Annotated in this window: 15 protein-coding genes; 9 read left to right on the top strand and 6 right to left on the bottom strand. The window is 71.2% G+C overall.

Annotated elements, in window-relative coordinates:
* Positions 1-7: 7 nt before the first annotated feature.
* Positions 8-1009 (top strand): sugar phosphate isomerase/epimerase family protein, encoded by a 1002-nt coding sequence (locus OG570_RS23560; RefSeq protein WP_247055364.1) that lies wholly within the window; start codon positions 8-10, stop codon positions 1007-1009.
* A gap of 299 nt (positions 1010-1308) precedes the next feature.
* Positions 1309-5187, top strand: coding sequence for a carbohydrate-binding protein (locus OG570_RS23565; protein ID WP_326959316.1), 3879 nt, complete (start codon positions 1309-1311; stop codon positions 5185-5187).
* A 65-nt stretch (positions 5188-5252) separates the two neighbouring features.
* Here OG570_RS23565 and OG570_RS23570 read toward each other — a convergent pair whose 3' ends face one another.
* Together OG570_RS23570 and xylA are read right to left on the bottom strand one after the other, a co-directional pair.
* Entirely contained in the window at positions 5253-5984 is a 732-nt protein-coding gene (locus OG570_RS23570) for an SDR family oxidoreductase (RefSeq protein ID WP_326959318.1), read from the bottom strand.
* Between the two features lie 104 nt (positions 5985-6088).
* Positions 6089-7237, bottom strand: a complete 1149-nt coding sequence (xylA, locus tag OG570_RS23575; RefSeq protein WP_326959320.1) for a xylose isomerase — start codon at positions 7235-7237, stop codon at positions 6089-6091.
* A 98-nt stretch (positions 7238-7335) separates the two neighbouring features.
* On the opposite strand from xylA, the gene OG570_RS23580 reads away from it, so the two are divergent.
* A complete protein-coding gene (locus OG570_RS23580) occupies positions 7336-8499 on the top strand; it encodes an ROK family transcriptional regulator (protein WP_326959322.1) in 1164 nt (387 codons plus the stop codon).
* A 428-nt stretch (positions 8500-8927) separates the two neighbouring features.
* Here the strand turns inward: OG570_RS23580 and OG570_RS23585 are convergent, their stop codons facing one another.
* Positions 8928-10346 (bottom strand): discoidin domain-containing protein, encoded by a 1419-nt coding sequence (locus OG570_RS23585; protein WP_326959324.1) that lies wholly within the window; start codon positions 10344-10346, stop codon positions 8928-8930.
* A 184-nt stretch (positions 10347-10530) separates the two neighbouring features.
* Positions 10531-13767 carry a S8 family serine peptidase gene (locus tag OG570_RS23590; RefSeq protein WP_326959326.1) on the bottom strand — a complete coding sequence of 1079 codons (3237 nt, stop codon included), beginning with the start codon at positions 13765-13767 and terminating at the stop codon, positions 10531-10533.
* Positions 13768-14003: 236 nt separating this feature from the next.
* Here OG570_RS23590 and OG570_RS23595 point away from each other — a divergent pair, with 236 nt between their 5' ends.
* From OG570_RS23595 to OG570_RS23615, 5 genes are all read left to right on the top strand, one after another.
* Entirely contained in the window at positions 14004-14645 is a 642-nt protein-coding gene (locus OG570_RS23595) for a TetR/AcrR family transcriptional regulator (RefSeq protein WP_326959328.1), read from the top strand.
* Entirely contained in the window at positions 14642-15556 is a 915-nt protein-coding gene (locus tag OG570_RS23600) for an ABC transporter ATP-binding protein (protein ID WP_442788302.1), read from the top strand. Before OG570_RS23595 ends, OG570_RS23600 begins: the two co-directional genes overlap by 4 nt.
* Positions 15553-17127, top strand: coding sequence for an ABC transporter permease (locus OG570_RS23605; RefSeq protein WP_326959332.1), 1575 nt, complete (start codon positions 15553-15555; stop codon positions 17125-17127). The genes OG570_RS23600 and OG570_RS23605 overlap by 4 nt, the downstream gene beginning before the upstream one ends.
* 234 nt (positions 17128-17361) lie before the next feature.
* Positions 17362-18819, top strand: a complete 1458-nt coding sequence (locus tag OG570_RS23610; RefSeq protein WP_326959333.1) for an amidohydrolase — start codon at positions 17362-17364, stop codon at positions 18817-18819.
* Between the two features lie 89 nt (positions 18820-18908).
* Positions 18909-19373, top strand: a complete 465-nt coding sequence (locus tag OG570_RS23615) for a hypothetical protein (protein WP_326959335.1) — start codon at positions 18909-18911, stop codon at positions 19371-19373.
* Between the two features lie 18 nt (positions 19374-19391).
* Here the strand turns inward: OG570_RS23615 and OG570_RS23620 are convergent, their stop codons facing one another.
* Together OG570_RS23620 and OG570_RS23625 are read right to left on the bottom strand one after the other, a co-directional pair.
* Positions 19392-19628 (bottom strand): hypothetical protein, encoded by a 237-nt coding sequence (locus OG570_RS23620; RefSeq protein WP_326959337.1) that lies wholly within the window; start codon positions 19626-19628, stop codon positions 19392-19394.
* Between the two features lie 43 nt (positions 19629-19671).
* A complete protein-coding gene (locus tag OG570_RS23625; protein ID WP_326959339.1) occupies positions 19672-19914 on the bottom strand; it encodes a hypothetical protein in 243 nt (80 codons plus the stop codon).
* A 95-nt stretch (positions 19915-20009) separates the two neighbouring features.
* Here OG570_RS23625 and OG570_RS23630 point away from each other — a divergent pair, with 95 nt between their 5' ends.
* A complete protein-coding gene (locus tag OG570_RS23630; protein WP_326959341.1) occupies positions 20010-22349 on the top strand; it encodes a GH92 family glycosyl hydrolase in 2340 nt (779 codons plus the stop codon).
* The last annotated feature ends 21 nt before the right edge of the window (positions 22350-22370 follow it).

The raw sequence follows: 22370 nt of genomic DNA on the forward strand, positions 1-22370 counted from the left end.
GTCAGACATGGCACGACCGTTGACGCTGTTCACCGGACAGTGGGCCGATCTTCCGTTCGAGGAGGTGTGCGAGCTGGCGAGCGGCTGGGGCTACGAAGGCCTCGAGATCGCCTGCTGGGGTGACCACTTCGAGGTGGACCGGGCGCTCGCCGAAGACGGCTACGTCCAGGCGAAGCTGGACACGCTGGCCAAGTACGACCTCAAGGTGTGGACCATCTCGAACCACCTGGTGGGCCAGGCCGTCTGCGACCACCCGATCGACGAGCGGCACGAAGCCATCCTGCCGGCGCGGATCTGGGGCGACGGCGAGGCCGAGGGCGTCCGGCAGCGGGCGGCGGAGGAGATGAAGGCCACCGCCCGCGCCGCGGCGAAGCTCGGGGTGTCCACTGTGGTCGGTTTCACCGGCTCGTCGATCTGGCACACGGTGGCGATGTTCCCGCCGGTACCGCCGTCGATGATCGAACGCGGGTACGCGGACTTCGCCACGCGGTGGAACCCGATCCTCGACGTCTTCGACGAGGTCGGCGTCCGGTTCGCCCACGAAGTGCACCCGAGCGAGATCGCCTACGACTACTGGAGCACCGTCCGGACGCTGGAGGCGATCGGGCACCGGGCGGCGTTCGGGCTGAACTTCGACCCGTCGCACTTCGTCTGGCAGGACCTCGACCCGGTCGGGTTCCTGTGGGACTTCAAGGACCGCATCTACCACGTCGACTGCAAGGAGGCGCGCAAGCAGCTCAACGGCCGCAACGGCCGGCTCGGCTCCCACCTCCCGTGGGCCGACCCCCGCCGCGGCTGGGACTTCGTCTCCACCGGCCACGGCGACGTCCCGTGGGAGGACGTCTTCCGCATGCTCAACGCCATCGGCTACGCCGGCCCCATCTCGATCGAGTGGGAGGACGCCGGCATGGACCGCCTGACCGGCGCGCCCGAGGCCCTGGAGTTCGTCCGCAAGCTCAACTTCACCCCGCCCACCGCGGCGTTCGACGCCGCGTTCTCCTCGAAGTAGCCGTGTCGGCGCGCGAATCACGCGTGTCGACCCCCTGATCACACGTGTCGTCCGTCCAGGCACGCGTGTCGTCCCTCGGAGTACGCGTGCCGGCCGGTCCGGCACGCGAGCCGACCCTCCGGGTACGCCGGCCGACCGTCCAGGTACGCCGGCCGACCCGCCGAGCACGCGCGCCGGGAGGACCGGCACGCGCCCGAGACTTCTGTGCACGGGTGGCCGCCAGCCCCGTCGGAAGGTGATCGAAACCGGCTTCGCGCCAATCCGGGGCGAAGCACGCTCAAATCCAGGAAGGAACCAGCATGTCTCCGTCCCCACCGAAGTGGGCGAGGCTGTTCGGCGCCGCGACACTGAGCGCCGGCCTCCTGCTCACCCTCGACACCCCGGCCCGCGCGGACATCCCCGCCGCGGACTACCAGCAGGTCGCCCTCGCCACCGGCGCGGCCGAGCTCGGCGAGGCGATGTCGCTCGCCGTGCTGCCCGACCGCTCGGTCGTGCACACCTCCCGCGACGGCACCGTCCGCGTCACCACCGCGGCCGGCGCGACGTCCGTCGCGGCCAAGCTGAACGTCTACACCCACGACGAGGAAGGCCTCCAGGGCGTCGCCGCCGACCCCGGCTTCGCCACCAACCGCTACGTCTGGCTCTACTTCTCGCCTCGACTGTCCACACCGGACGGTGACGCGCCGACCGACGGCACCGCCGCCGACTTCGCGCCGTTCAAGGGCGAGCTGCACCTGTCGAGGTTCGTCCTCAAGACGGACAACACCCTCGACCTGGCCAGTGAAAAGGTCGTCATGGCCGTGCAGAACGACCGCGGCCAGTGCTGTCACGTCGGGGGTGACATCGACTTCGACGCCGCCGGCAACCTCTACCTGACCACCGGCGACGACACGAACCCGTTCTCCTCCGACAGCTACTCGCCGATCGACGAGCGCACCACGCGCAACCCGCAGTTCGACGCGCAGCGCTCGGCAGGCAACACGAACGACCTGCGCGGCAAGCTCCTGCGGATCCACCCGCAGGCCGACGGGACGTACACGATCCCGTCGGGCAACCTGTTCGCGCCGGGCACCGCGAACACCCGGCCGGAGATCTACGGCATGGGCTTCCGCAACCCGTTCCGGATGAGTGTCGACAAGGCGACCGGCGTCGTCTACCTGGGCGACTACGGCCCGGACGCCGGTGTCACCGACGCCAACCGCGGGCCGCAGGGCCAGGTCGAGTTCGACCGGATCACCAGCGCGGGCAACTTCGGCTGGCCGTACTGCACCGGCTCGAACACGACGACCGAGTCGTACAACCACTACACCTTCCCGAGCGGGCCGTCCGGGGCGAAGTACGACTGCGCCGGCGGGCCGACGAACTCCTCGCCGCGCAACACCGGCGTCGCCAAGCTGCCGGTGCCGAAGGCCGCGTGGATCAGGTACGCGGGTGACGAAGGGTCGCCGCCGGAGTTCGGCAGCGGCTCGGAGTCGCCGATGGGCGGGCCGGTCTACCGGTACGACGCCGCTTCGACGTCCACGGTGAAGTTCCCGCAGTCCCTCGACGGCAAGTTCTTCGCCGGGGAGTACGGGCGCAAGTGGATCAAGGCGGTGACCGTCAACGCCGACGGCAGCCGCGGCACGATCGACAACTTCCCGTGGACCGGCACGCAGGTCATGGACATGGCCTTCGGCCCGGACGGCGCGCTGTACGTCCTCGACTACGGCACCGGCAGCGACAACCAGGCGCTGTACCGGGTCGAGTACCTCGCGGGCACCAACCGCAACCCGGTCGCGAAAGCCGCGGCCGACAAGACGTCGGGGCCGAACCCGCTCACCGTGAACTTTTCCTCCGCGGGCAGCAGCGATCCCGAAGGCGGCGCCCTGACCTACCGCTGGAACTTCGGCGACGGCCAGACGTCGACGGCGGCGAGCCCGGCGCACACCTACACCACCAACGGGACGTACTCACCGAGCCTCACGGTGACCGACCCGGCCGGCCTCACCGGCACCGCGAGCCTGGTCGTCACGGTCGGGAACACCGCGCCGACGGTGAACCTGACCACGCCGGCCGACGGGCAGCTGTTCTCCTTCGGCGACACCGTGCCGTTCCAGGTGACCGGCAGCGACCCGGAGGACGGGGCGCTGGACTGCTCGAAGGTCAAGGTGACCTACCTCCTGGGCCACGACAGCCACCAGCACCAGATCACGCAAGCGACCGGGTGCAGCGGCTCGATCGCCGTCCCGGTCGACGGTGAGCACGACGCCGCGGCGAACATCTTCGGCGTCTTCGACGCGCAGTACACCGACAACGGCGGCCTCGTCTCGCACAGCGTCCACAAGCTGCAACCGCGGCACCGCCAGGGCGAGCACTTCTCGGCGCAGTCCGGGATCCAGCTCGCCGACCACGGTTCGGCGGAGGGCGGTCGCACGGTCGGTTACACCGACAACGGCGACTGGATCTCCTTCGCGCCGTACGCGCTGGGCAACGCGACGTCCATCAGCGCGCACGTTTCCTCGGGCGGCCCCGGCGGCACGCTGGAGGTCCGCGCGGGTTCGCCGACCGGCACCCTGCTCGGCACGATGACCGTGGCGAACACCGGTGGCTGGGAGACGTTCCAGGACGTGACGACGGCCCTGGCCAACCGGCCGTCCGGGTCGACGTCGCTGTACCTCGTGTTCAAGGGCGTCACCGGGCAGGGCAACCTGTTCGACCTGGACTCGTTCACCTTCGCCACCGGCACGCAGGCGGGGTCGATCGAGGGCGAGTCGTTCACGTCCGGGTCCGGCGTCCAGGCCGCGGCGCACGCCGCGGCGAGCGGCGGGAACACCCTGGGCTACATCGACAACGGCGACTGGGCCGGGTACGCGTCGGTGAGCACGGCGGGCGCGCGGACGTTCACCGCGCGGGTGTCGTCGGCCGGCCCGGGCGGCACGATCGAGATCCGCTCGGGTTCGGCGACGGGGACACTGCTGGGCACGGTTTCGGTGCCTTCGACGGGGGACTGGGAGGTCTTCCAGAACGTCACGACGTCGGTGGCCAGCGGCTCCGGCCCGTTGTTCCTGGTGTTCCACGGCGGTTCCGGTTCCCTGTTCGACGTGGATTCGTTTAGCCTGAACAGTATGCCGACCCAGGTGGATCCCGCGTACAACGTGCTGGTGTTCTCGAAGACCGCCGGGTTCCGGCACGACTCGATCCCCGCGGGGATCCAGGCGATCCGCGAGCTGGGCACGGCCAACGGTTTCGGCGTCACGGCGACCGAGGACGCTTCCGTGTTCACGGCTTCCTCGCTCGCCGGGTACAAGGCGGTCGTGTTCCTCTCGACCACCGGTGACGTCCTGGACGCGACGCAGCAGGCGGCGTTCGAGTCCTATGTGAACGGTGGCGGCGGCTACCTCGGCATCCACGCCGCGGCCGACACCGAGTACGACTGGCCGTGGTACGGACAGCTCGTCGGGGCCTGGTTCAAGAGCCACCCGGCGATCCAGGCGGCGAACTTCGTCACCGAGGACCGCACGAACCCGGCGACCGCGCACCTGCCGGCCGTCTGGAACCGCACGGACGAGCTGTACAACTACCGCACGAACCCGCGCGGTCAGGTGCACGTCCTGCAGACGCTGGACGAGTCGAGCTACACGGGCGGCGAGATGGGCGCCGACCACCCGATCACGTGGTGCCACCCGCAGGGCAGCGGCCGGGCGTTCTACACCGGCCTGGGCCACACGATCGAGTCCTATTCGGACAGTGCGTTCCGCGCCGAGCTGGTCGGCGGGATCCGCTACGCCGCCGGTGTGGTCTCGGCGGACTGCGGTGTCCGCGCCGGGTCCACTGTGGAGGGTGAGTCGTTCACGTCGGGTTCGGGTGTGCAGGTCGCGTCGCACGCGCCGGCGAGCGGCGGCCAGACGCTGGGCTACATCGAGAACGGTGACTGGGCCGGGTTCGCTTCGGTGAGCACGGCCGGGATCACGCGGTTCAGCGCGGTCGTCTCGTCGGCGGGCGCCGGCGGCACGATCGAGATCCGCGCGGGTTCGGCGACCGGCGCCCTGCTGGGCACGGTCGCGGTCCCGAACACGGGCAGCTGGGAGACATTCCGGACGGTCACCACCACGGTGTCGTCCGGTTCGGGTCCGCTCCACCTGGTCTTCCGGGGCGGCGCGGGTTCCCTGTTCGACATCGACACCCTGACGGTGTCCTAGGAAAGTCCGTGAATGCCACATTGAGAGACATAGAGTCCCTCAATGTGGCATTCACGGACTTGGGGTCACGGGAGCCAGCCGCCGGTGAAGCCGAAGAACTGGCCCGTCACCGGGGTGGCCTTGCCCGAGGCGAGGAACGCGATCAGCGCGCCCATCTCCTCCTGCTGGCCGAGGCGCTGGAGCGGGACCTCCTTGGCGACGGTCGCGCGCAGCTCGGCGTCGGACTCCCAGAGGCCGGGCGGGAAGTAGGTCGGGTTCTCGAACCAGTTCGGGCCGATGGCGTTGAACTGGATGTTGTACTCGCCCAGCGCCTTGGCGGCCCCGGTCACCAGCGTGGTGGCCGCGGCGCGCGCCGCGCTGTAGAGCACCGCGGTGGCGAGCGGCCGGACGGCGGCCGCCGACGTCACCAGGATGATCCGGCCGGTCCGCGCTTCCTTCATCGCCGGGGTGGCGGCCTGGATCAGCTCGAACGGCCGGTACACCAGCTCCCGCATCAGGAACTCGAGGTCGCCGAGAGGTGCGCCGTCGAACGGCTTCCGGACGGCGGACGGCGGCACGTAGTCGTTGCTCAGCACGACGTCGACGCGGCCGTGCTCCCGCGCGGCGGCGAGGATCGCCTCGGGTTCCTGCTCGGCGATCGGCGTCAGCTCCGGGTTCTCGGCGACGAACTTGCCGCGTACTTCGGAGTCGGTGAACGTCTGGTCGTGGCAGACCACGGTGAACCCGTCGGCGGCGAGCGCCGTCGCGCCGGCGGGGCCCGCGTACTGCGTCACGTTGGTGACCAAGGCGACTGTCATGCGGTGATCGTAAGCAGCCACCCGGCCCCGCGGGTCCGCCGAACGGAGGTCCGTGAAGGCCTCCTTCCCGGCTATAAGAGCCGGGAAGGAGGCCTTCACGGCTTTCAGCGCACGCCGAGCAGGTGCTCCAGCGCCAGCTGGTTCAGGTGCGTGAAGTGGTAGCCGCGGACCGCGGCCGCCTCGACGTCGAAGTCGTCCTTCTGCAGGTCGTCCAGGGACTCGCCCGGGGCCAGCGTCGGGGTCGACAGCTCCGGGACGCGGGACGCCGCCAGGGCCTCCACGACCTCGGGGTCCGCGCGGAACTTGCGGGACTTCTCGCGAAGGATCAGGTACGTCCGCATGTTGGCCGCCGCCGAGACCCAGACGTCCTCGGTGTCCTCGGTGCGCAGCGGCTTGTAGTCGAAGTGGCGCGGGCCGTCGTAGCCGCCGTTCTCCAGCAGGTCGACGAGGAAGAACGCGCTCTTCACGTCGCCGTGGCCGAAGATCAGGTCCTGGTCGAACTTGGGGCCGTGCTGGCCGTTCAGGTCGATGTGGAACAGCTTGCCCTGCCACAGCGCCTGCGAGATGCCGTGCACGAAGTTGAGCCCGGCCATCTGCTCGTGCCCGACCTCCGGGTTGAGCCCGAACATCTCCGAGCGCTCCAGCTGCGAGATGAAGCCGAGCGCGTGCCCGATCGTCGGCAGCAGGATGTCGCCGCGCGGCTCGTTGGGCTTGGGCTCCAGCGCGAACCGCAGCGAATAGCCCTTCTCGACGACGTACTCCGCGAGCGCGTCGAGGCCCTCCTTGTAGCGGTCCAGCGCCGCGCGGACGTCCTTCGCGCCGTCGGACTCGGCGCCCTCGCGGCCACCCCAGACGACGTAGGTCTGCGCACCCAGCTCGGCCGCCAGGTCGATGTTGCGCCGCACCTTGCGCAGCGCGTAACGACGGACGTCGCGGTCGTTGCTGGTCAGGCCGCCGTCCTTGAACACCGGGTGGGTGAACAGGTTCGTCGTGGCCATCGGCACCTTGAGCCCGGTCTCGGCGAGCGCCTTGCGGAACCGCTCGATCGCCTTGTCGCGGTCGGGTTCGGTGGCCAGCAGGTCGTCGTCGTGGAACGTCACCCCGTAGGCGCCCAGCTCCGCCAGCCGGTGCACGCTCTCCACCGGGTCCAGCGCCGGCCGCGTGGCGACCCCGAACGGGTCGTTCGCCGGCCAGCCCACGGTCCAGAGGCCGAAGGTGAACTTGTCGGCCGCCTGGGGGGCGTAGTCGTCCATGACTGTCCCTTCATTTAGTTCACGTTGTAGACTAAATATGCGCCGCGGCGGTCCCGGGCGTCAAGAGCCCGGATAGAGTGCTCGGCAGGAGGGACACGATGACCCAGGCCGTGCGGCACGACTCGATGCGCGCCCGCAACCTCGAGGTCGTGCTGGGCGCGGTCAGCCGCGGCGGTCCGCTGACCAGGGCCGCCCTCGCCGAGCTGACCGGGCTCACGAAGTCCACGGTCTCGAAGCTCGTCGGCGACCTGGTGGACGCCGGTTTGCTGGCCGAGACCGGACCCGCCCGCGCGGGTGAGCGGGGCCGGCCGGGCGTGGACGTCGTGCTCAGCGGCGCCCGGATCGCCTCCCTCGGCCTGGAGATCAACGTCGACTACCTCGCCGTGCGTGTGCTCGATCTCACCGGCGCCGTCCGGTTCGCCGCCCGCCGCGACCGCGACAACCGCGGCTCCCGGCCCAAGAAGGTGCTGGCCGAGCTGCAGGCGCTCGCCGGGGAGGCGATCACCGAAGCGCGCCGCCTCGGGCTCGACCTCGCGGGCGCGGTGCTCGCGGTGTCCGGCCCGGTCGGCGCCGGCGTGCTGTTCAGCGCCCCCAACCTCGGCTGGCAGGACGTCCGCGCGGCCGACCTGCTGCGCCTGCCCGTCCCGGTCGAGCTGGACAACGAAGCGAACCTCGCCGCGCTCGGCGAGCTCTGGTACGGCGACGGCGAGCGCGACTTCCTCTACGTCTCCGGCGAGGTCGGCATCGGCGCGGGCCTGGTGGTGAACGGCGAGCTGTTCGCGGGATCCCGGGGGCTGGCCGGCGAGCTGGGCCACGTCGTCGTGACGCCGGGCGGCCCGGCTTGCCGCTGCGGCGGCAACGGCTGCCTGGAGACCTACGCCGGCCAGGAAGCGTTGCTGGCGGCCGGAAACACCCCGACGGTGGCCGCACTCCTGGCCGCTCTCGACCGCGGCGACGCGGTCGCCCTGGCCGCGTGCGACGCCGCCGGCCGCGCCCTCGGCGTCGCACTGACGTCGGCGGTGAACCTGCTCGACCTGGACCGCATCGTGCTGGGCGGCGTGTTCACGCAGCTGTACCCGTGGCTGGCCGAGCCGGTGGCCGAGGTCCTGGCCACCCGCCTCGGCGGCCTCCGCGGCGCACCACCGGTGCTCACGGCCTCACGCCTGGGCGGCGACGCCGCAACACTCGGTGCGGCGGGCCGGGTCGTGCACCGCGTGCTGGCCGACCCGGCGCCGTTCCTGGTGCGGGTTCAGGAAGCGTAAGCCTCCACTTCGGAGGCTTGGCCCGCGGGCCAGCCTGCTCGCCGACATCCGTTGGAGGCCGTCGCCGTCGCGTGCGGCGCTTCCGGGTCGGAGCTGCCGCCGGGTTTGATGAGGGCCATCGTCGTGCGAATCTCGTCGGTCGCCCTCTTCGGCCGCTCAGGGTGGCCCGGGTCGTGCACCGCGTGCTGGCCGACCTGGCGCCTTTCTTGGTGCAGGCTCAGGGGGCGTAGGCCTCCACTTCGGCCGGTTGGCCTGCGGGCCAGTCTGTTCGCCGACATCTGTTGGAGGTCGTCGCCGTCGCGGTGGTGCGCAGAGCCTGCGGATCGGAGCCGTCGCCGGGTTCGGTGATGGTCACCGTCGCGCGGAGGCACGGCGGGCCGGGTCGTGCACCGCGTGCTGGCCGACCCGGCGCCGTTCCTGGTGCGGGTTCAGGAGGCGTAAGCCTCCACTTCGGACGCTTGGCCCGCGGGCCAGCCGGTGTTGCCGGTGAAGGTGAGCTTCAAGTACCGCTGGGACGTCGGCGGGACGGTGATCGTCACGGAGTTGGCCTGAGCCGGATCGAAGACGTACCCGGCCGGGGCGCCGCCGTTCACCGCGATCGTCTGGGTCCGGGAACCCCACGACGGCGGCAGCTTCAGCACCACCCGCCCCACGGTGACGGCCGAGCCCAGGTCCACGGTCACCGTCTGCGGGAACGCGTTGTTCGTGCTTTCCCAGTAGCTCGAAGCGTTGCCGTCCACCGCGTTGCCCGGCGGGAACCCGCCCTGCGAACCAGTCGCCGAGACGGCCTTGCCGAACGCGAGGTTCGGCGAAGCCGGTGGGGGACCGCCGAGCTGCGCGGCCCAGTAGCGCGTCCGGTCCAGGTAAGCGGTTTCCGAGGCCGCGCCCGACGTCCCGTAGGCGCCCGCGAACGTCTCGTACGCCGACGACGGCGGCGACGACCGCGCCGGTTCGATGATCGAGCCCTCGTGCCATTCGTTGAACGACGTCACCGACACCCAGTCCGGATTTCCGCCCACCGCCGGGGAAAGCGCGTTCTGCCACTCGCGGTCGTACGTGGCGCCGTTGTCCCGCGCCAGCGTCGGGGTCGTGTTGCCCGGCACCGCGCGGTCGTCGTTGTACCCCGGCCCCACCGACGGTGCCCAGACCAGGCCGTTCGCCGCGCAGAACGCCCCGGCGTCGCGCCAGCCCGGCGCGGTCGCCCCGGCGATGGCGTCGTAGGTGTACATCCCGCCGAAGTGCGCGACCTTGCTCGTGTCCGTCGTCTGCGCCAGCACGATCGCCGACGAGCGCACCTGGTCCAGCGCCGTCCAGTCGGTGATCCGCAGGCTCTCGAAGACGTAGAACGCCGGCCGGTTGCCGTGCTCGGCGTCGCGGTAGAACGCCGGACTCGAGCCGTAGCGGCTGGTCAGATACCCGATGTCGGCGACAGTCGACGAAGCCGTCCGCCCGCTGTAGGGCTCGAGGTGCCAGGCGACCTTGATCCCGTGCCGTGCCGCGGCGGCCAGCACACCGGCGGCCAGACCGTCCTCATAGGACCCCTGGCCCCACCAGCTGTAGACGATCACCCCGGCGCCGGACTGCTCGATCCACCGCATGTGCTGCTCGACCGCGCCGGTGAAGTCACCGGAGTCGTACGGGCCGAGCGACGGGTAGAAGTTCGCGCCGATGTCGGCGGGCGGCGTGTGCCCGCCCTGGTCCCAGTGGCGGTACACGCCGCCGCTGTTGCCGTACCAGGGGTAGTAGAACAAGTGGGTCCGGGTGGAGAGCGCCGCGGCGTGCGCGGCTCCCGGCAAAGTGGCCGCCAGCAGGAGAAGTGCGGCGAACAGCGTCGAAATCCGTCGCATGGGGACCCTCTCGGGGGATTCGGGGTGTTCCAGACCATACGGACGCCACGCGAAATCCCGCAACACTTCCACCGACATACGCAAACTTGCGTCGGAAACCCACCCGGAACCACCCGGAACGCTGCTCGGAAAGCGAAAACCGCCCCGGGCGAACCCGGGGCGGTTTCCGTTCAGCGGGACGGAACTAGCTCACGGCGTTGATCTGCACCAGCGAGCTGCCGACCGTGACACCGGTGTCGGTCTGCACGGTCAGCTGACCGCGCAGGACGCGCCCGGGCGCCGGGGCGGCGGTGGCGGTGACCGTCGCCGGCACCGTCCACGTGCTGCCCGAGGCGTGCGCCGCGACCGGGTCGGTCAGGGCGACCGAACCGAACGCCGGGTTGGTGAACACGTCGACGTAGTCGTACTCGGTGGTGCCGGCCGGCACCGCGTAACCGTCGACCAGCGCGACCCAGGTGCCCGCCGCCGGGTTGGCGATGGTCACCGACTCCTCGGAGTCACCGTCCGCGCTCTGGCCCGCCACCACGCAGGTGCCGGTGGTGCAGTTGTACAGCACCAGATCCAGGTCGGCGCCCACGTCGGACGTCTTCCCGATCGTGGCCGTCAGCGACGTCGAGCCCGGCGTCACCGCGATCTGGTACTGCGCCTGCGCGCCTTCGGCGATCGTCGGCCGCGCCACCTTCGCGCTGCCCAGCGTGGCGCCGAGCAGGTGCCCGGTGAACGCGCCGAGGGTGTTCGTCACGGTGTAGGACCGCGCGATCGGCGTGTTCAGCGTGGCGGCCGCGATCGTGTCCGGGTTCGGCGTGATCGTCGTGCCGAGCACCGACGCGCTCAGCTTGAACGCCGCGTTGTCCACATCGGACGTCCGGCGCGCCTCGACGACGATCTCCCAGACCCCCGGCTGCGGGTTGGCGAACGTCCGGCTGGTCGGCGTGCCGCCGGGGCAGCCCGCACCCGCGTCGGGCAGGTAGCAGTACGTCGTGGACGTGCTCGCCTCGGCCGGCACGCCGGTCGGGTCGTAGCGCAGGAACCGCACCTGGCCCTTGCCCGGGGCACCGGCACCGGCGTCCAGGTCCACCTTCAGTGCGCTGGCGCCCTGGGGCACCTTCACGAAGTAGCTGGTCGCCTGGTTGCGGGCGATCTTGCCGGCGACGTCGACCTGGTAACCCTTGGCGGCGGTGAACTCCTGCGGCGCGAAGACCGTGTTGAGGGTCTGCACGTCGACGCCGATGGTCAGCGGGTTGTCCAGGTACAGCAGCGCCGAGTGCGCCCCGGCGTTCTTCGGGTTCACCTTGACCTGGAAGGTCACCGGCTTGTTCAGCGGCACCGCGACGGTGCCCGCCGAGGAGAACGTGCCGTCGTTGCCGACCCACCGCGCGAAGTAGAGCGCCGGGTTGGCCGAGCCCGACGTCCGCGTGAGCGTGTACGTGCGGGTGTAGGCCTTGCCGGTGGTCACGCCCTCGCGGTCGTGGATGCCGACGCCGGTGTTCGGCGTCGCCAGCAGGTTCGACTGCACCGTGTGGACCTCGACCGACGTCGCGACGGCGTCCGGCTTCGGGTTCAGCGACAGCGCGACGAACGCGGCCGGGACGTTGAACAGGCCCGCGCCCTGGGCGTAGGCGTCGATGCCCGGGACGAACCGGGCGGTCGACTTGATCGCCGAGCGCAGCTGCGCGACCGGCGGCCGCTGGCCGTTGTGCGTGGCCTTGTACGCGCTCACCAGCAGTGCGGCCGCGCCGGTCGCCTGCGGCGACGCCATCGACGTACCCTGCAGCATCGCGTAACCGGCGGGCAGGCTGTAGGTGCCGGCCACCGGGCCCGGCGCCTCCCAGCGCGGGGTGGTCGAGATCGCCGCGCCGGGCGCGACGATGTCCGGCTTGAAGCCGCCGTCTTCACGCGGGCCGCGCGAGGAGAACGGGTGCATCGACTCGGGCGCCTGGGTCTTCGAACCGTAGTCCGCGAGCCAGGTCTCCTTGGTGATGTACGAGCCGACCGAGATCGCGTCCGTGGCCACCGACGGGTCGCCGACGGTGTTCGCCCCGGCGCCGCTGTTGCCGGCCGAGATGAAGATCTGGACGTTGTACTCGGCGATCGTGCGGTTGTAGAGCTCCGCGCGGGCGTTGTTGCCGTCGTTGAGCGAGGGCAGGCCGCCGATCGAGATGTTGATGACGTCCGCGCCGTGGCTGGCCGCGTAGACGACGCCGTCGATCAGGCCGCTGGAGGTGCAGGCCGCGCCGGTGAGGCAGACCTTGACGGCCAGGACCTTCGCGCCCGGGGCCGCGCCGTCCATCTTGCCGCCGAACAGGTCGTTGCCGGTGGCGATGCCCGCGACGTGCGAGCCGTGCTCGGCGCCGGCGATGCCGATGCCGACGAAGCCCGGCTTGTCGGTCTGGACGACGAAGGCCATCCGCTCGGCGATGTCGGTCGCCGGGTTGTCGGTGCCGAAGAAGCCGACGTCGTAGTTGGTCTTGTAGTCGGTCATCGGCTTCTCGTCGGTGAAGTCACCGTTGCCGTTGAGGTCGACGCGGACCTGCTTGGTCGCCGGGTCGAGCAGCACGCCCCAGGAGTCGGCGCGGTCGCCGTCGCGGTTGATGTCACCGCCGGTCTCGCTGTCGGCGGCACCGAGGTCGCCCGCGGTCTCGCTGAACGAGCCGAACGTGTACGGGCCGCCGGTGGCCGGGGCCGTCCAGCTCTTGCCGTTCGCGGTGAACGTGCCGGTGTAGGTCTGGGTCGACTGCGCGACCCAGGTGCCGTCACCGGAGTTGGTGGCGTTGGCGTTGTACCAGTCGACGATCTTGCGCTCGCCGTGGCTGGTCTTCGCCAGCGCGGGGGTGTCGAGGTCGACGCCGGAGTCCAGCACCGCGACCGTGGTGTCCTTGCCGTCCCAGTTGGGCAGGACCTGGCCGAACTGCGCGGCGTAGGTGTCACCGGTCGGGAGGTAGGGGTTCACGCGCGGCGTGTTCTTCCCCGGCGCCGGCTGCGGCAGCGGGTTCACGGTGCCGTCGGGCTTCGGGTCGTCGCGCACGATGAGCCCGTCGACGTCGACGGCGCTGACCGACTTCAGCTTCGCGGCCTTGCCGGCGTTGCCGGTCGGGATGCTCACCTTGACGTAGTCGAGCTTGCTGTCGGTGGACTGGACGACCCCGCCGAGGGCCTTGAGCTCGTTGACGGCGGCGCCGGTCTGGCCCTTCTCGGCCGCGACCAGCAGGGTCACGTCGGGCTTGCCGGCCTTCTCGGCTTCGGCGACGAGCGTGCGGTCGTGCTCGTCGAGGGCCTTGCTGCCGTCGGCGGCCCCGGCGGTGAGCGGGGCCTGCTGGGCGGACGCCACCGGGACGGCGATGCCGAGGACGGAGGCGCCGAGAGCGGTGGCGAGGACGGTGATCCCGGCCCGCCGTCTCCAGCTGGATCTGAGCTGTGTCACTGCGTGAGCCCTTCGTGAAGAGATGCTTGCGAGCAGTACACATCGCGGGATGATCCGCAGCAATAAGACACTTAGCCCATTACCCGCAATTGGTTGCGGGCCGAATGGCCTAACGGGATCACCGGTTAGGAGGCAACCGGATGCGACGTCGCGGCGTGATGTGCCCACCTTGCTATATGTACGTATAGGGGGCTACATTCACGTGTAGCAAGCTGCGTCGAGAGATAGGCCGTTCCATGACCGAGAGTGGTCCCGCTTTCGAGGACCTCACCGCGCGCGCCCGCATCCGCGACGCCGCCATCAGGCTGTTCACCGAGCAAGGCGCCGAGAAGACGTCGATCCTCGACATCGCCCAGGCCGCGGGCGTTTCCGGTGGGCTGATCAGGCACCACTTCGGCTCGAAGGACGGCCTGCGCAAGGCGTGCGACACCCACGTCTTCGCCGAGCTGATGCGGTTCAAGGAGGAGGCGCTGGAGAAGGGGCACGCGAACCCGGGGTTCCTCCCGACGTTCGACGCCCGTCAGCTGCTCTACCGCCGTTATGTGGGCCGCGGCATGATCGACGGCTCCGACGCGGCAGCCGAGCAGTTCCGCGAGATCGTCGACGGTACCGAGCAGTACTTCGTCGACTCCGGGCTCGACGTCCCCGACCCGCGGGCCGCCGCGGCCGCGCTCACCGCCATGACCGGCGGGCTGATGATCCTGCAGGACCACATCGCGCGGGCGCTCGGCGAGGAGCCCGGCACCCCCGAGGCGATGCTCCGCATGATGGCCGCCGCCGGCCACATCTTCACCCATCCGCTCGCCACCCCCGAACTGCTCGAGAAGGCCCGCGAAGCGCTGGCCAAGAACTCCGGCGAACAACCACGGAAGGAATGACCATGGCCGAAGCGATCACCGCCGCCGGCCTCACCAAGGCGTTCGGCGCGGCGAAGGCCCTCGACGGGCTCGACCTGACCGTCCACACCGGCGAGGTGCACGGGTTCCTCGGACCCAACGGCGCCGGCAAGACCACCACGATCCGCGTGCTGCTGGGGCTGATGCGGGCCGACGGCGGCCGGGCCACCCTGCTCGGCGGCGACCCCTGGCGCGACGCCACCGAGCTGCACCGGCGCCTCGCGTACGTGCCCGGCGACGTCACGCTCTGGCCCAACCTCACCGGCGGCGAGGTCATCGACCTGCTGGGCCGGCTGCGCGGCGGGCTCGACGCCGGGCGCCGGGACGCGCTCGTCGAGCGCTTCGACCTCGACCCGCGCAAGAAGGGCCGGACGTACTCCAAGGGCAACCGGCAGAAGGTCGCGCTGGTCGCCGCGCTGGCGTCCGACGTCGAGCTGCTGGTGCTCGACGAGCCGACGTCCGGGCTCGACCCGCTCATGGAAGAGGTCTTCCGCCAGGTGATCGAGGAAGAGCGCGACCGCGGCGACCGGACCGTGCTGCTGTCCTCGCACATCCTCTCGGAGGTCGAGGCGCTGTGCGACCGCGTCACGATCATCCGGGCCGGCCGGACCGTCGAGTCCGGCACGCTCGACGAGCTGCGGCACCTGGGCCGGATCACCATCGACGCCTCGCTCGTGCGCGTCCCGGCGGAGCTGGCGTCGTTGCCCGGGATCCACGACCTGAGCACGTACGGCTCGCACGTCCACCTGTCGGTCGATCAGTCCGCTTTGGACGGTGTGATGCGGCACCTGGCCGACGCCGGGCTGCGCAACCTCGTGAGCCGGCCGCCGACGCTCGAGGAGCTGTTCCTGCGCCACTACCAGCACGACGAGCCGGTCGGAGCGGCGCGATGACCGGCACCTGGTCGCTGCTGCGGCTGGTGCTGCGCCGCGACCGGTTCCTGATGCCGCTGTGGATCGTCGTGCTGACGGTCGCGCCGCTGGGTTACCTGTCGTCGATCGAGGCCGCGTACCCGGACGCCGCGGCGCGGCAGTACTTCTACGACCTGAACGTCGGCAGCGCGACGTTCGCCGTCCGCAACGGCCCGTTGTACGGCCCTTCAGCCGGGGAGTTGCTGGCCTGGCAGTGCGGGTTCATCCCGGTCGTCGTCGGGCTGATCGCGCTGCTCACCGTCGTCCGGCACACCCGGACCGAGGAGGAAGCGGGACGCCGGGAGCTGACCGGCGCGACCGTCGTCGGCCGGCACGCGGGGCTCGTCGCCGCCGTGCTCGCCGCCTGCGGCGCGTGCCTCGTCTACGGCCTGCTGGTCGCGCTCGGCGTGTCCGCGCAAGGTGTCCCGGTGGCCGGAGCATTGGCGCTGGGGCTCGGCTTCACCATGACGGGCTGGGTGTTCGCCGCCGTCGGCGCGGTCGCCGCGCAGCTCACCTGGGGCGCGAGCGGCGCCCGGGGCATCGGGATCGGCCTGCTGGTGCTGGCGTTCCTGCTGCGTGCCGCCGGGGACAGCAGCGAGACGACCGGCGGGTCGGCGGGCTGGCTCGCTTGGCTGTCGCCGATCGGCTGGGCGCACCGGCTGCGCCCGTTCGCGGGGGAGCGGTGGTGGGTGCTGCTGCTGGGCGTGGTGTCCACGGGCCTGCTGGTGGTCGCCGCGGCCGCGCTGTCGGCCCGGCGGGACCTCGGCGCGGCGCTGCTGCCCGCGCGGCTCGGGCGTCCCGCGGCGAAGGCGTCGCTGCGCTCGCCGCTGGCACTGGCCTGGCGGCTGCAACGCGGGACGCTGCTGGTCTGGACGGTGTGCCTCGCGCTGGTCGGGCTGCTGATGGGCGGGGTCGCGCAGAACGTCTCGGACATGGTGCGGGACAACAAAGCCGTCGCCGACGTCTTCGCGCGGCTCGGCGGCGGGGGCGCGGTGATGGACGCCTACCTGGCCGGGACGATGACGTTGTTCGGCCTCGCGGCGGCGGGCTACGCGGTGCAGGCGACGCTGAAGCTGCGCGCCGAGGAGGCGGCCGGCCGGGCGGAACCGGTGCTGGCCACGGCCGTCGGCCGGCTCGGCTGGGCGGCGGCGCACCTGGTGTTCGCGCTGCTGGGGCCGGCGTTCGTGCTGGCGGTGACGGGGCTGGCGACCGGGCTGGCCTCCGGCGACGGCGCGCGGCTGATCCCCGCGGCCCTGGCGCAGCTGCCCGCGGTGTGGGTCCTGGCCGGGCTCGCGGCGGCGTTGACCGGCTTCCTGCCGCGCTTCGCGGCGGCGGCGTGGGGGCTGCTGGGCGCGTTCCTGCTGCTGTCGCTGGTCGGCTCGGCGTTGCGGTGGAACGACGTCGTGCTCGGCATCTCACCGTTCCAGCACCTGCCACGGCTGCCCGGCGGCACGTTCTCAGTGACCCCGTTGCTCTGGCTGGTGCTGATCGCCGCCGCGGCCGGCATCGCCGGCCTGGCCGCACTGCGCCGCCGCGACATGCCGGTGGGCTGAACGCCGTGAATGCCACATTGAGAGACCTAGCGTCCCTCGATGTGGCATTCACGGACTTCGGCGGCAACCGAGGGAGTCGAACCCTGCGCGGCTTGTGAAGGCGGCGCCCATGGACCGGCCCTGACCCTTCGGCGGGCGACGGCTGCCATCTCTTTCAACGGTAGCTAATACCCAGAAATTTCCCATCTCACGCTGTGCTTCACCCGGACGTGACCCGCCTGGCAAGGTAGGGCCATGGACGATCTTCTGCTGCGCCGCGTGCGCCCGGGACTCGGCGGCGAGCTCGCGGACGTGCGCGTGACCGACGGCCGCGTCGCCTCGATCACCGCGCCCGGGTCGGATGGTTTCGCGGCCCGGATCGTCGACGGCCACGGCGGCACGCTGCTGCCGGGCCTGGTCGACGCGCACGTCCACGTCGTGCAGTGGGCCACGTCCCGCCGCCGCATCCCGCTGGAAGCCGCGCGGTCGGCGGGGGAGACGGTCGAGCTGCTGCTGGCGCACCTGCTGGCGACGCCGTCGCAGCCGGCGGAACTGGTCGTGGGCGCGGGCTTCCGCGACGCGCTCTGGCCGGACAAGCCGCACAAGGAGCTGCTGCAGCGCGCGCTGCCCGGGCGCGCGGTGGCGTTGTTCAGCGCGGACCTGCACACGCTGTGGCTGAGCCCGGCGGCGCTGAAGCTGATCGGGCGCGAGCACCCGACGGGCGTGCTGCTGGAGAACGACTGCATGAGCTCGACGGCCGAGCTGCCCACGGCCGCCGTCGACGTCCAAGACCAGTGGGTGGCCGAAGCCGTGCGCGCGGCGGCCGCGCGCGGGGTGACCCAGATCGTCGACTACGAATACGCCGACACCGTCACGGACTGGCTGCGCCGGCTGGAACGCGGCACCCCGGCGGCGCGGGTCTCCTGCGTCATCGCCCGGTACCTGCTGGACCAGGCCATCGAGCGCGGCCACCGCACGGACGACGTCCTCCCGGACTCCGGCGGGCTCCTCACGGTCGGCCCGTTCAAGCTCTTCGTCGACGGCTCGCTCAACACCCGCACGGCCTACTGCCACGACCCGTACCCGGGCGGGGATTCGCTGGGGCTGCTGGAACTCCCGCCGGCCGAGCTGGTGCCGCTGATGCGCCGCGCGTCCGATCACGGCTTGCTCCCGGCGGTCCACGCGATCGGCGACCAGGCCAACAAGATCGCCCTGGACGCCTTCGAGGAGGTCGGCTGCCCGGGCCGGATCGAGCACGCCCAGCTGCTCTCGCCCGCGGACGTCCCGCGGTTCGCGGCCCTCGGCGTCGTCGCGGCGGTCCAGCCGGCCCACCAGCCGGACGACCGCGACGTCGCGGACCGCCACTGGACCGGCCGGACGGCACGCGCGTTCCCCTACCGCTCCCTGCTGGAAACGGGCGCCCGCCTGGAACTGGGCTCCGACGCGCCGGTCGCGCCGCTGGACCCGTGGGACGGCATCGCGTCGGCGATCTCCCGCACCGACGACGACCGCCCGCCGTGGCACCCGGAGCAGTCGATCCCGTTCGCGGACGCCCTGGCGGCGGCCTCGGGCGGCCGCCGCGGCGTCGCGGTGGGCGACGTCGCGGACCTGATGGTGACGGCGGCGGACCCGGCTTCCCTGTCACCGCAGGACCTTCGCCGCCTCCCGGTGACGGCGACGATCCTGGGCGGCCACGTCACCCACCAGTCCTGACGCGTGATGTGCAACCCATGGGTTGCGTAGCGAGTGGCTGTCGTGCAACTATCGAGTTGCACATCAACCGCTTCGAAAGGTGCTCGGACATGGACACGACCGCGCTGCGCAGTGCTTACGAGAAGTTGTTCGAAGCGGCGGCGACGCCGGGCCTCGGGGCCGCCGCCGACGGCGGCTGGAACGCCGACCAGGTCCTCGCCCACGTCCTCAGCGTCGACGCCGCCGTCGCCGCGGTCGCGCTGGGTGTGGTCGCGGGCTCGCGGCCCGCGTTCGACAACCGCGTCGCCCTCGACCCCGCGCACCTCGGCCGGATCATCGCCGGGCACGCCGGCCGGGCCGCACTCACCCGCCGCGTCCGGAGTCAGGCCGCCATCCTCTGCGACATCGCCGATTCCCTCGACGAGCAGGCGGCTTCGGTGCAGGTGCCGGCGTTCCTCGTGTCCGGCGACACGCTCGTGCTGGACCAGCCGATCCCGCTGGCGGCGCTCATCGACGGTCTCGCCGAGGACCACGTCCCGGTCCACACCCGGCAGATCCTCGCCCTGCGGTCGTAGTCCCTTGTGGACGGTCGTTCAGCCCGCGGCGAGGACGGCCTTGGCGATCTCGCCGGGGTGGATGCCGGGCACGGCGACCGGCGGCACGCCGAGGCGTCCGGCGAACGTTGCGCCGGGGTGCGGCAGCGCCGCGTAGCAGACGATCCCGGCGAGCCGGCCGGTCAGCCGCCCGGCCGCGCCGGTGATCGGGTAGCCGGCCCAGCTGCGCCCGACCAGGACCACGTCGGTCAGGTCGCGGGACCCGACCAGCCGCACGAGGTGGCCGGCGGCGTCGGCCAGGCGGTGGCCGCTGGGGTCGTCACCGTCGCCGAGGCCGGCTCTGGGACGACAAGCTCGGGCCGTTCCAGCGGTTGTCGCAGAGCTGGATCGAGAGCGCGCAGGCCGCGAGCGACTTCGACGCCGCCACCGCCGGCCAGGTCATCGTGCATGGCGGTGTCCGGGTGATCACCCAGCAGGCGGTGACCGGCGCGCCCGAGCGGGACGCGAACTGGCCGCCAACCAGTGGTTCGGAGCGTTCGCCGCCGCGGGTGAGCCTTCGCATATCCGGCAAAACCTCGCTCGTGGGTCTTGACCTGTCCGGTGGACAACGTCAAGGATTCACCCACAGTCTGACAACGTTGTCACAGGAGGAACCGGATGAGAGCGCGCAAGCGCGTCCTGGCCGTCACGCTCGCCGGCGTGACCGCCGTCGCCCTCGCGACCCCCGCGCAGGCGGCACCACACGGGCCGAAGTTCGCCGACGACCCGACCACCCTCGTCGACACCTCGATCGGCAACAACGGTGACGGCACCACCTTCCCGGGCGCGACGACGCCGTTCGGCATGGTCCAGCTCAGCCCGGACACCCAGCTCAAGAAGTACGCGTCCTACGACTACGCGCAGGACACCACCCTCGGCTTCAGCCACACCCACCTTTCCGGCGTCGGCTGCCAGACCATGGGCAACTTCCGCTTCATGCCGACCACCGGCGCCGTCACCAGCAGCGACCCCGCGCAGTACGGCGCGAAGTTCAGCCACGCCAACGAAACCCGGCAGCCGGGCTACTACGGCGTCAAGCTCGACAACGGCATCGGCGCCGAGCTGTCCGCGACCCAGCGGACCGGCCAGCACCGCTACACCTACCCGGCCGGGGCCACCAGCGAGAACGTCCTCATCGAGGTCGGCGAGAGCAACGGCTACACCTACGCCGGTGACGTCCACGTCGTCGGCGACGACACCGTCGAAGGCTGGCTGCAGGGCGGCAACTTCTGCTGGGAGACGCAAAAAGAGCGCTACAAGGTCTTCTTCAGCGCCAAGTTCGACCGCAAGTTCACCGGTTTCGGGACCTGGACCGACAACAAGCTCACGCCGAACCAGCGCGACGCGAGCCTCGGCAGCCAGCGCGCCGGTGCGTGGCTGAGCTTCGGCGCGGACAAGAACCAGGTCGGCGCGTCCGTCGGCGTCTCCTACACCTCGGTCGACGGCGCCCGGCTGAACCGGAAGACCGAGCAGCCCAAGTCGTTCGACAAGGCGCGCAAGACCGCGCACGACACCTGGGCGGACGAGCTGAACCGGATGCGCGTCGCCGGCGGGAGCACCGCCGACCAGCGCACCTACTACAGCGCGCTCTACCGCTCGCTGCTGCACCCGTCCGTCGGGTCCGATGTGGACGGTTCCTACCGCGGCTTCGACGACGCCGTGCACCGCGGCCGGGACACCTACTACCAGATGTTCTCGCTGTGGGACACCTACCGCTCGCAGAACCAGCTCGTCGCGCTGCTGCACCCGGACAAGGCCGCGGACATGACCAAGTCCGTCCTCAAGATCTACCAGGACGGCGGCTGGGTGCCGCGCTGGGCGCTGGCCGGCGGCGAGACGAACGTGATGAGCGGCGACCCGGTGACGCCGTGGGTGGTCGACAACTACCGCCGCGGCCTCCTCGACGACCGCACCGCGCGGCAGCTGTTCGACGCGTTGTGGCGCAACGCCACCGAAGTCCCGGCGGACCAGTCGATCTTCCGCGGCCGCGACGGCAACCCGAACTACGTCAAGAACGGCTGGATCGGCTACCAGGACGTCCCTGGGTACACCTTCGGTGACACCCGCCAGGCCGGCTCCGCGACGCTCGAGTACGCCCTCGCCGACTGCGCACTGTCCACAATGGCGTCCGGGCTGGGCTACCGCGACAAGGCCAAGACGCTGTCCGCGCGCTGCGGCAACTTCTCGAAGCTCTGGGACACCAGCGTCGAATCCCACGGCTTCACCGGCTTCCCGCGCACCCGCGCGGCGGACGGCACCGGCGTCGGCGACCCCGACCCGGCCCAGTCGACCGGGTTCCACGAGGGCACGCCGTGGCAGTACCAGTGGCTCGCCCAGCAGGACACCGCGAAGCTGTTCGGCCTGATGGGCGGCGCGGGGCAGGCCGAGAAGCGGCTCGACACGTTCTTCGACACGCCGCTGCTGCTCACCGACCCGGCGAAGGCCGCCAAGGACTCCTGGGTCCACGGCGCGTACGACTACCACAACAACTTCGCCTTCAACCCCAACAACGAACCCGACCTGCACGCGCCCTGGATGTACAGCTGGACGGGCGCGCCGTGGAAGACGTCGGCCGTCCTGCGCGCGGCGCGGACGCTCTTCACCGACACGCCGTACGGCATGCCGGGCAACGACGACCTCGGCACCATCTCGTCGTGGCTGGTCTTCGGCATGACGGGCGTCTTCGAGGCCCAGCCCGGTTCCGGGACGTACCTGCTCAGCACGCCGATGTTCGAGAAGGTCGAGATCCACCCGGACCACGGCCGCAAGCTGGAGATCGAGGCGCCCGGCGCGAGCGCGTCGAAACTCCAGTACACATCGGACGTCCACATCGGACACCGCGGCTACGACCGCAGCTGGATCTCGCACGAGGACCTGCTCCGCGCGGGCACGATCCGCTTCACCCTGAGCGACACCCCGACGGCGTGGGGCACAAAGTCCGCCCCGCCCGCGATGTGATCCAAAAGCCGTGAAGGCCTC

It is taken from the genome of Amycolatopsis sp. NBC_01286, from assembly GCF_035982555.1.
In the GTDB taxonomy this organism is placed as follows: Bacteria; Actinomycetota; Actinomycetes; order Mycobacteriales; family Pseudonocardiaceae; genus Amycolatopsis.

What these genes read in the sequence shown, in the direction of transcription:
- OG570_RS23600 (WP_442788302.1), top strand. Translation starts at nt 14,642, where the DNA reads ATGACCATGGCCGAAGCGATCACCGCCGCCGGCCTCACCAAGGCGTTC.
- OG570_RS23580 (WP_326959322.1), top strand. Translation starts at nt 7,336, where the DNA reads ATGACCCAGGCCGTGCGGCACGACTCGATGCGCGCCCGCAACCTCGAG.
- OG570_RS23625 (WP_326959339.1), bottom strand. Translation starts at nt 19,914, where the DNA reads ATGCGAAGGCTCACCCGCGGCGGCGAACGCTCCGAACCACTGGTTGGC.
- OG570_RS23570 (WP_326959318.1), bottom strand. Translation starts at nt 5,984, where the DNA reads ATGACAGTCGCCTTGGTCACCAACGTGACGCAGTACGCGGGCCCCGCC.
- OG570_RS23560 (WP_247055364.1), top strand. Translation starts at nt 8, where the DNA reads ATGGCACGACCGTTGACGCTGTTCACCGGACAGTGGGCCGATCTTCCG.
- OG570_RS23605 (WP_326959332.1), top strand. Translation starts at nt 15,553, where the DNA reads ATGACCGGCACCTGGTCGCTGCTGCGGCTGGTGCTGCGCCGCGACCGG.
- OG570_RS23565 (WP_326959316.1), top strand. Translation starts at nt 1,309, where the DNA reads ATGTCTCCGTCCCCACCGAAGTGGGCGAGGCTGTTCGGCGCCGCGACA.
- OG570_RS23585 (WP_326959324.1), bottom strand. Translation starts at nt 10,346, where the DNA reads ATGCGACGGATTTCGACGCTGTTCGCCGCACTTCTCCTGCTGGCGGCC.
- OG570_RS23595 (WP_326959328.1), top strand. Translation starts at nt 14,004, where the DNA reads ATGACCGAGAGTGGTCCCGCTTTCGAGGACCTCACCGCGCGCGCCCGC.
- OG570_RS23630 (WP_326959341.1), top strand. Translation starts at nt 20,010, where the DNA reads ATGAGAGCGCGCAAGCGCGTCCTGGCCGTCACGCTCGCCGGCGTGACC.
- xylA (WP_326959320.1), bottom strand. Translation starts at nt 7,237, where the DNA reads ATGGACGACTACGCCCCCCAGGCGGCCGACAAGTTCACCTTCGGCCTC.
- OG570_RS23610 (WP_326959333.1), top strand. Translation starts at nt 17,362, where the DNA reads ATGGACGATCTTCTGCTGCGCCGCGTGCGCCCGGGACTCGGCGGCGAG.
- OG570_RS23615 (WP_326959335.1), top strand. Translation starts at nt 18,909, where the DNA reads ATGGACACGACCGCGCTGCGCAGTGCTTACGAGAAGTTGTTCGAAGCG.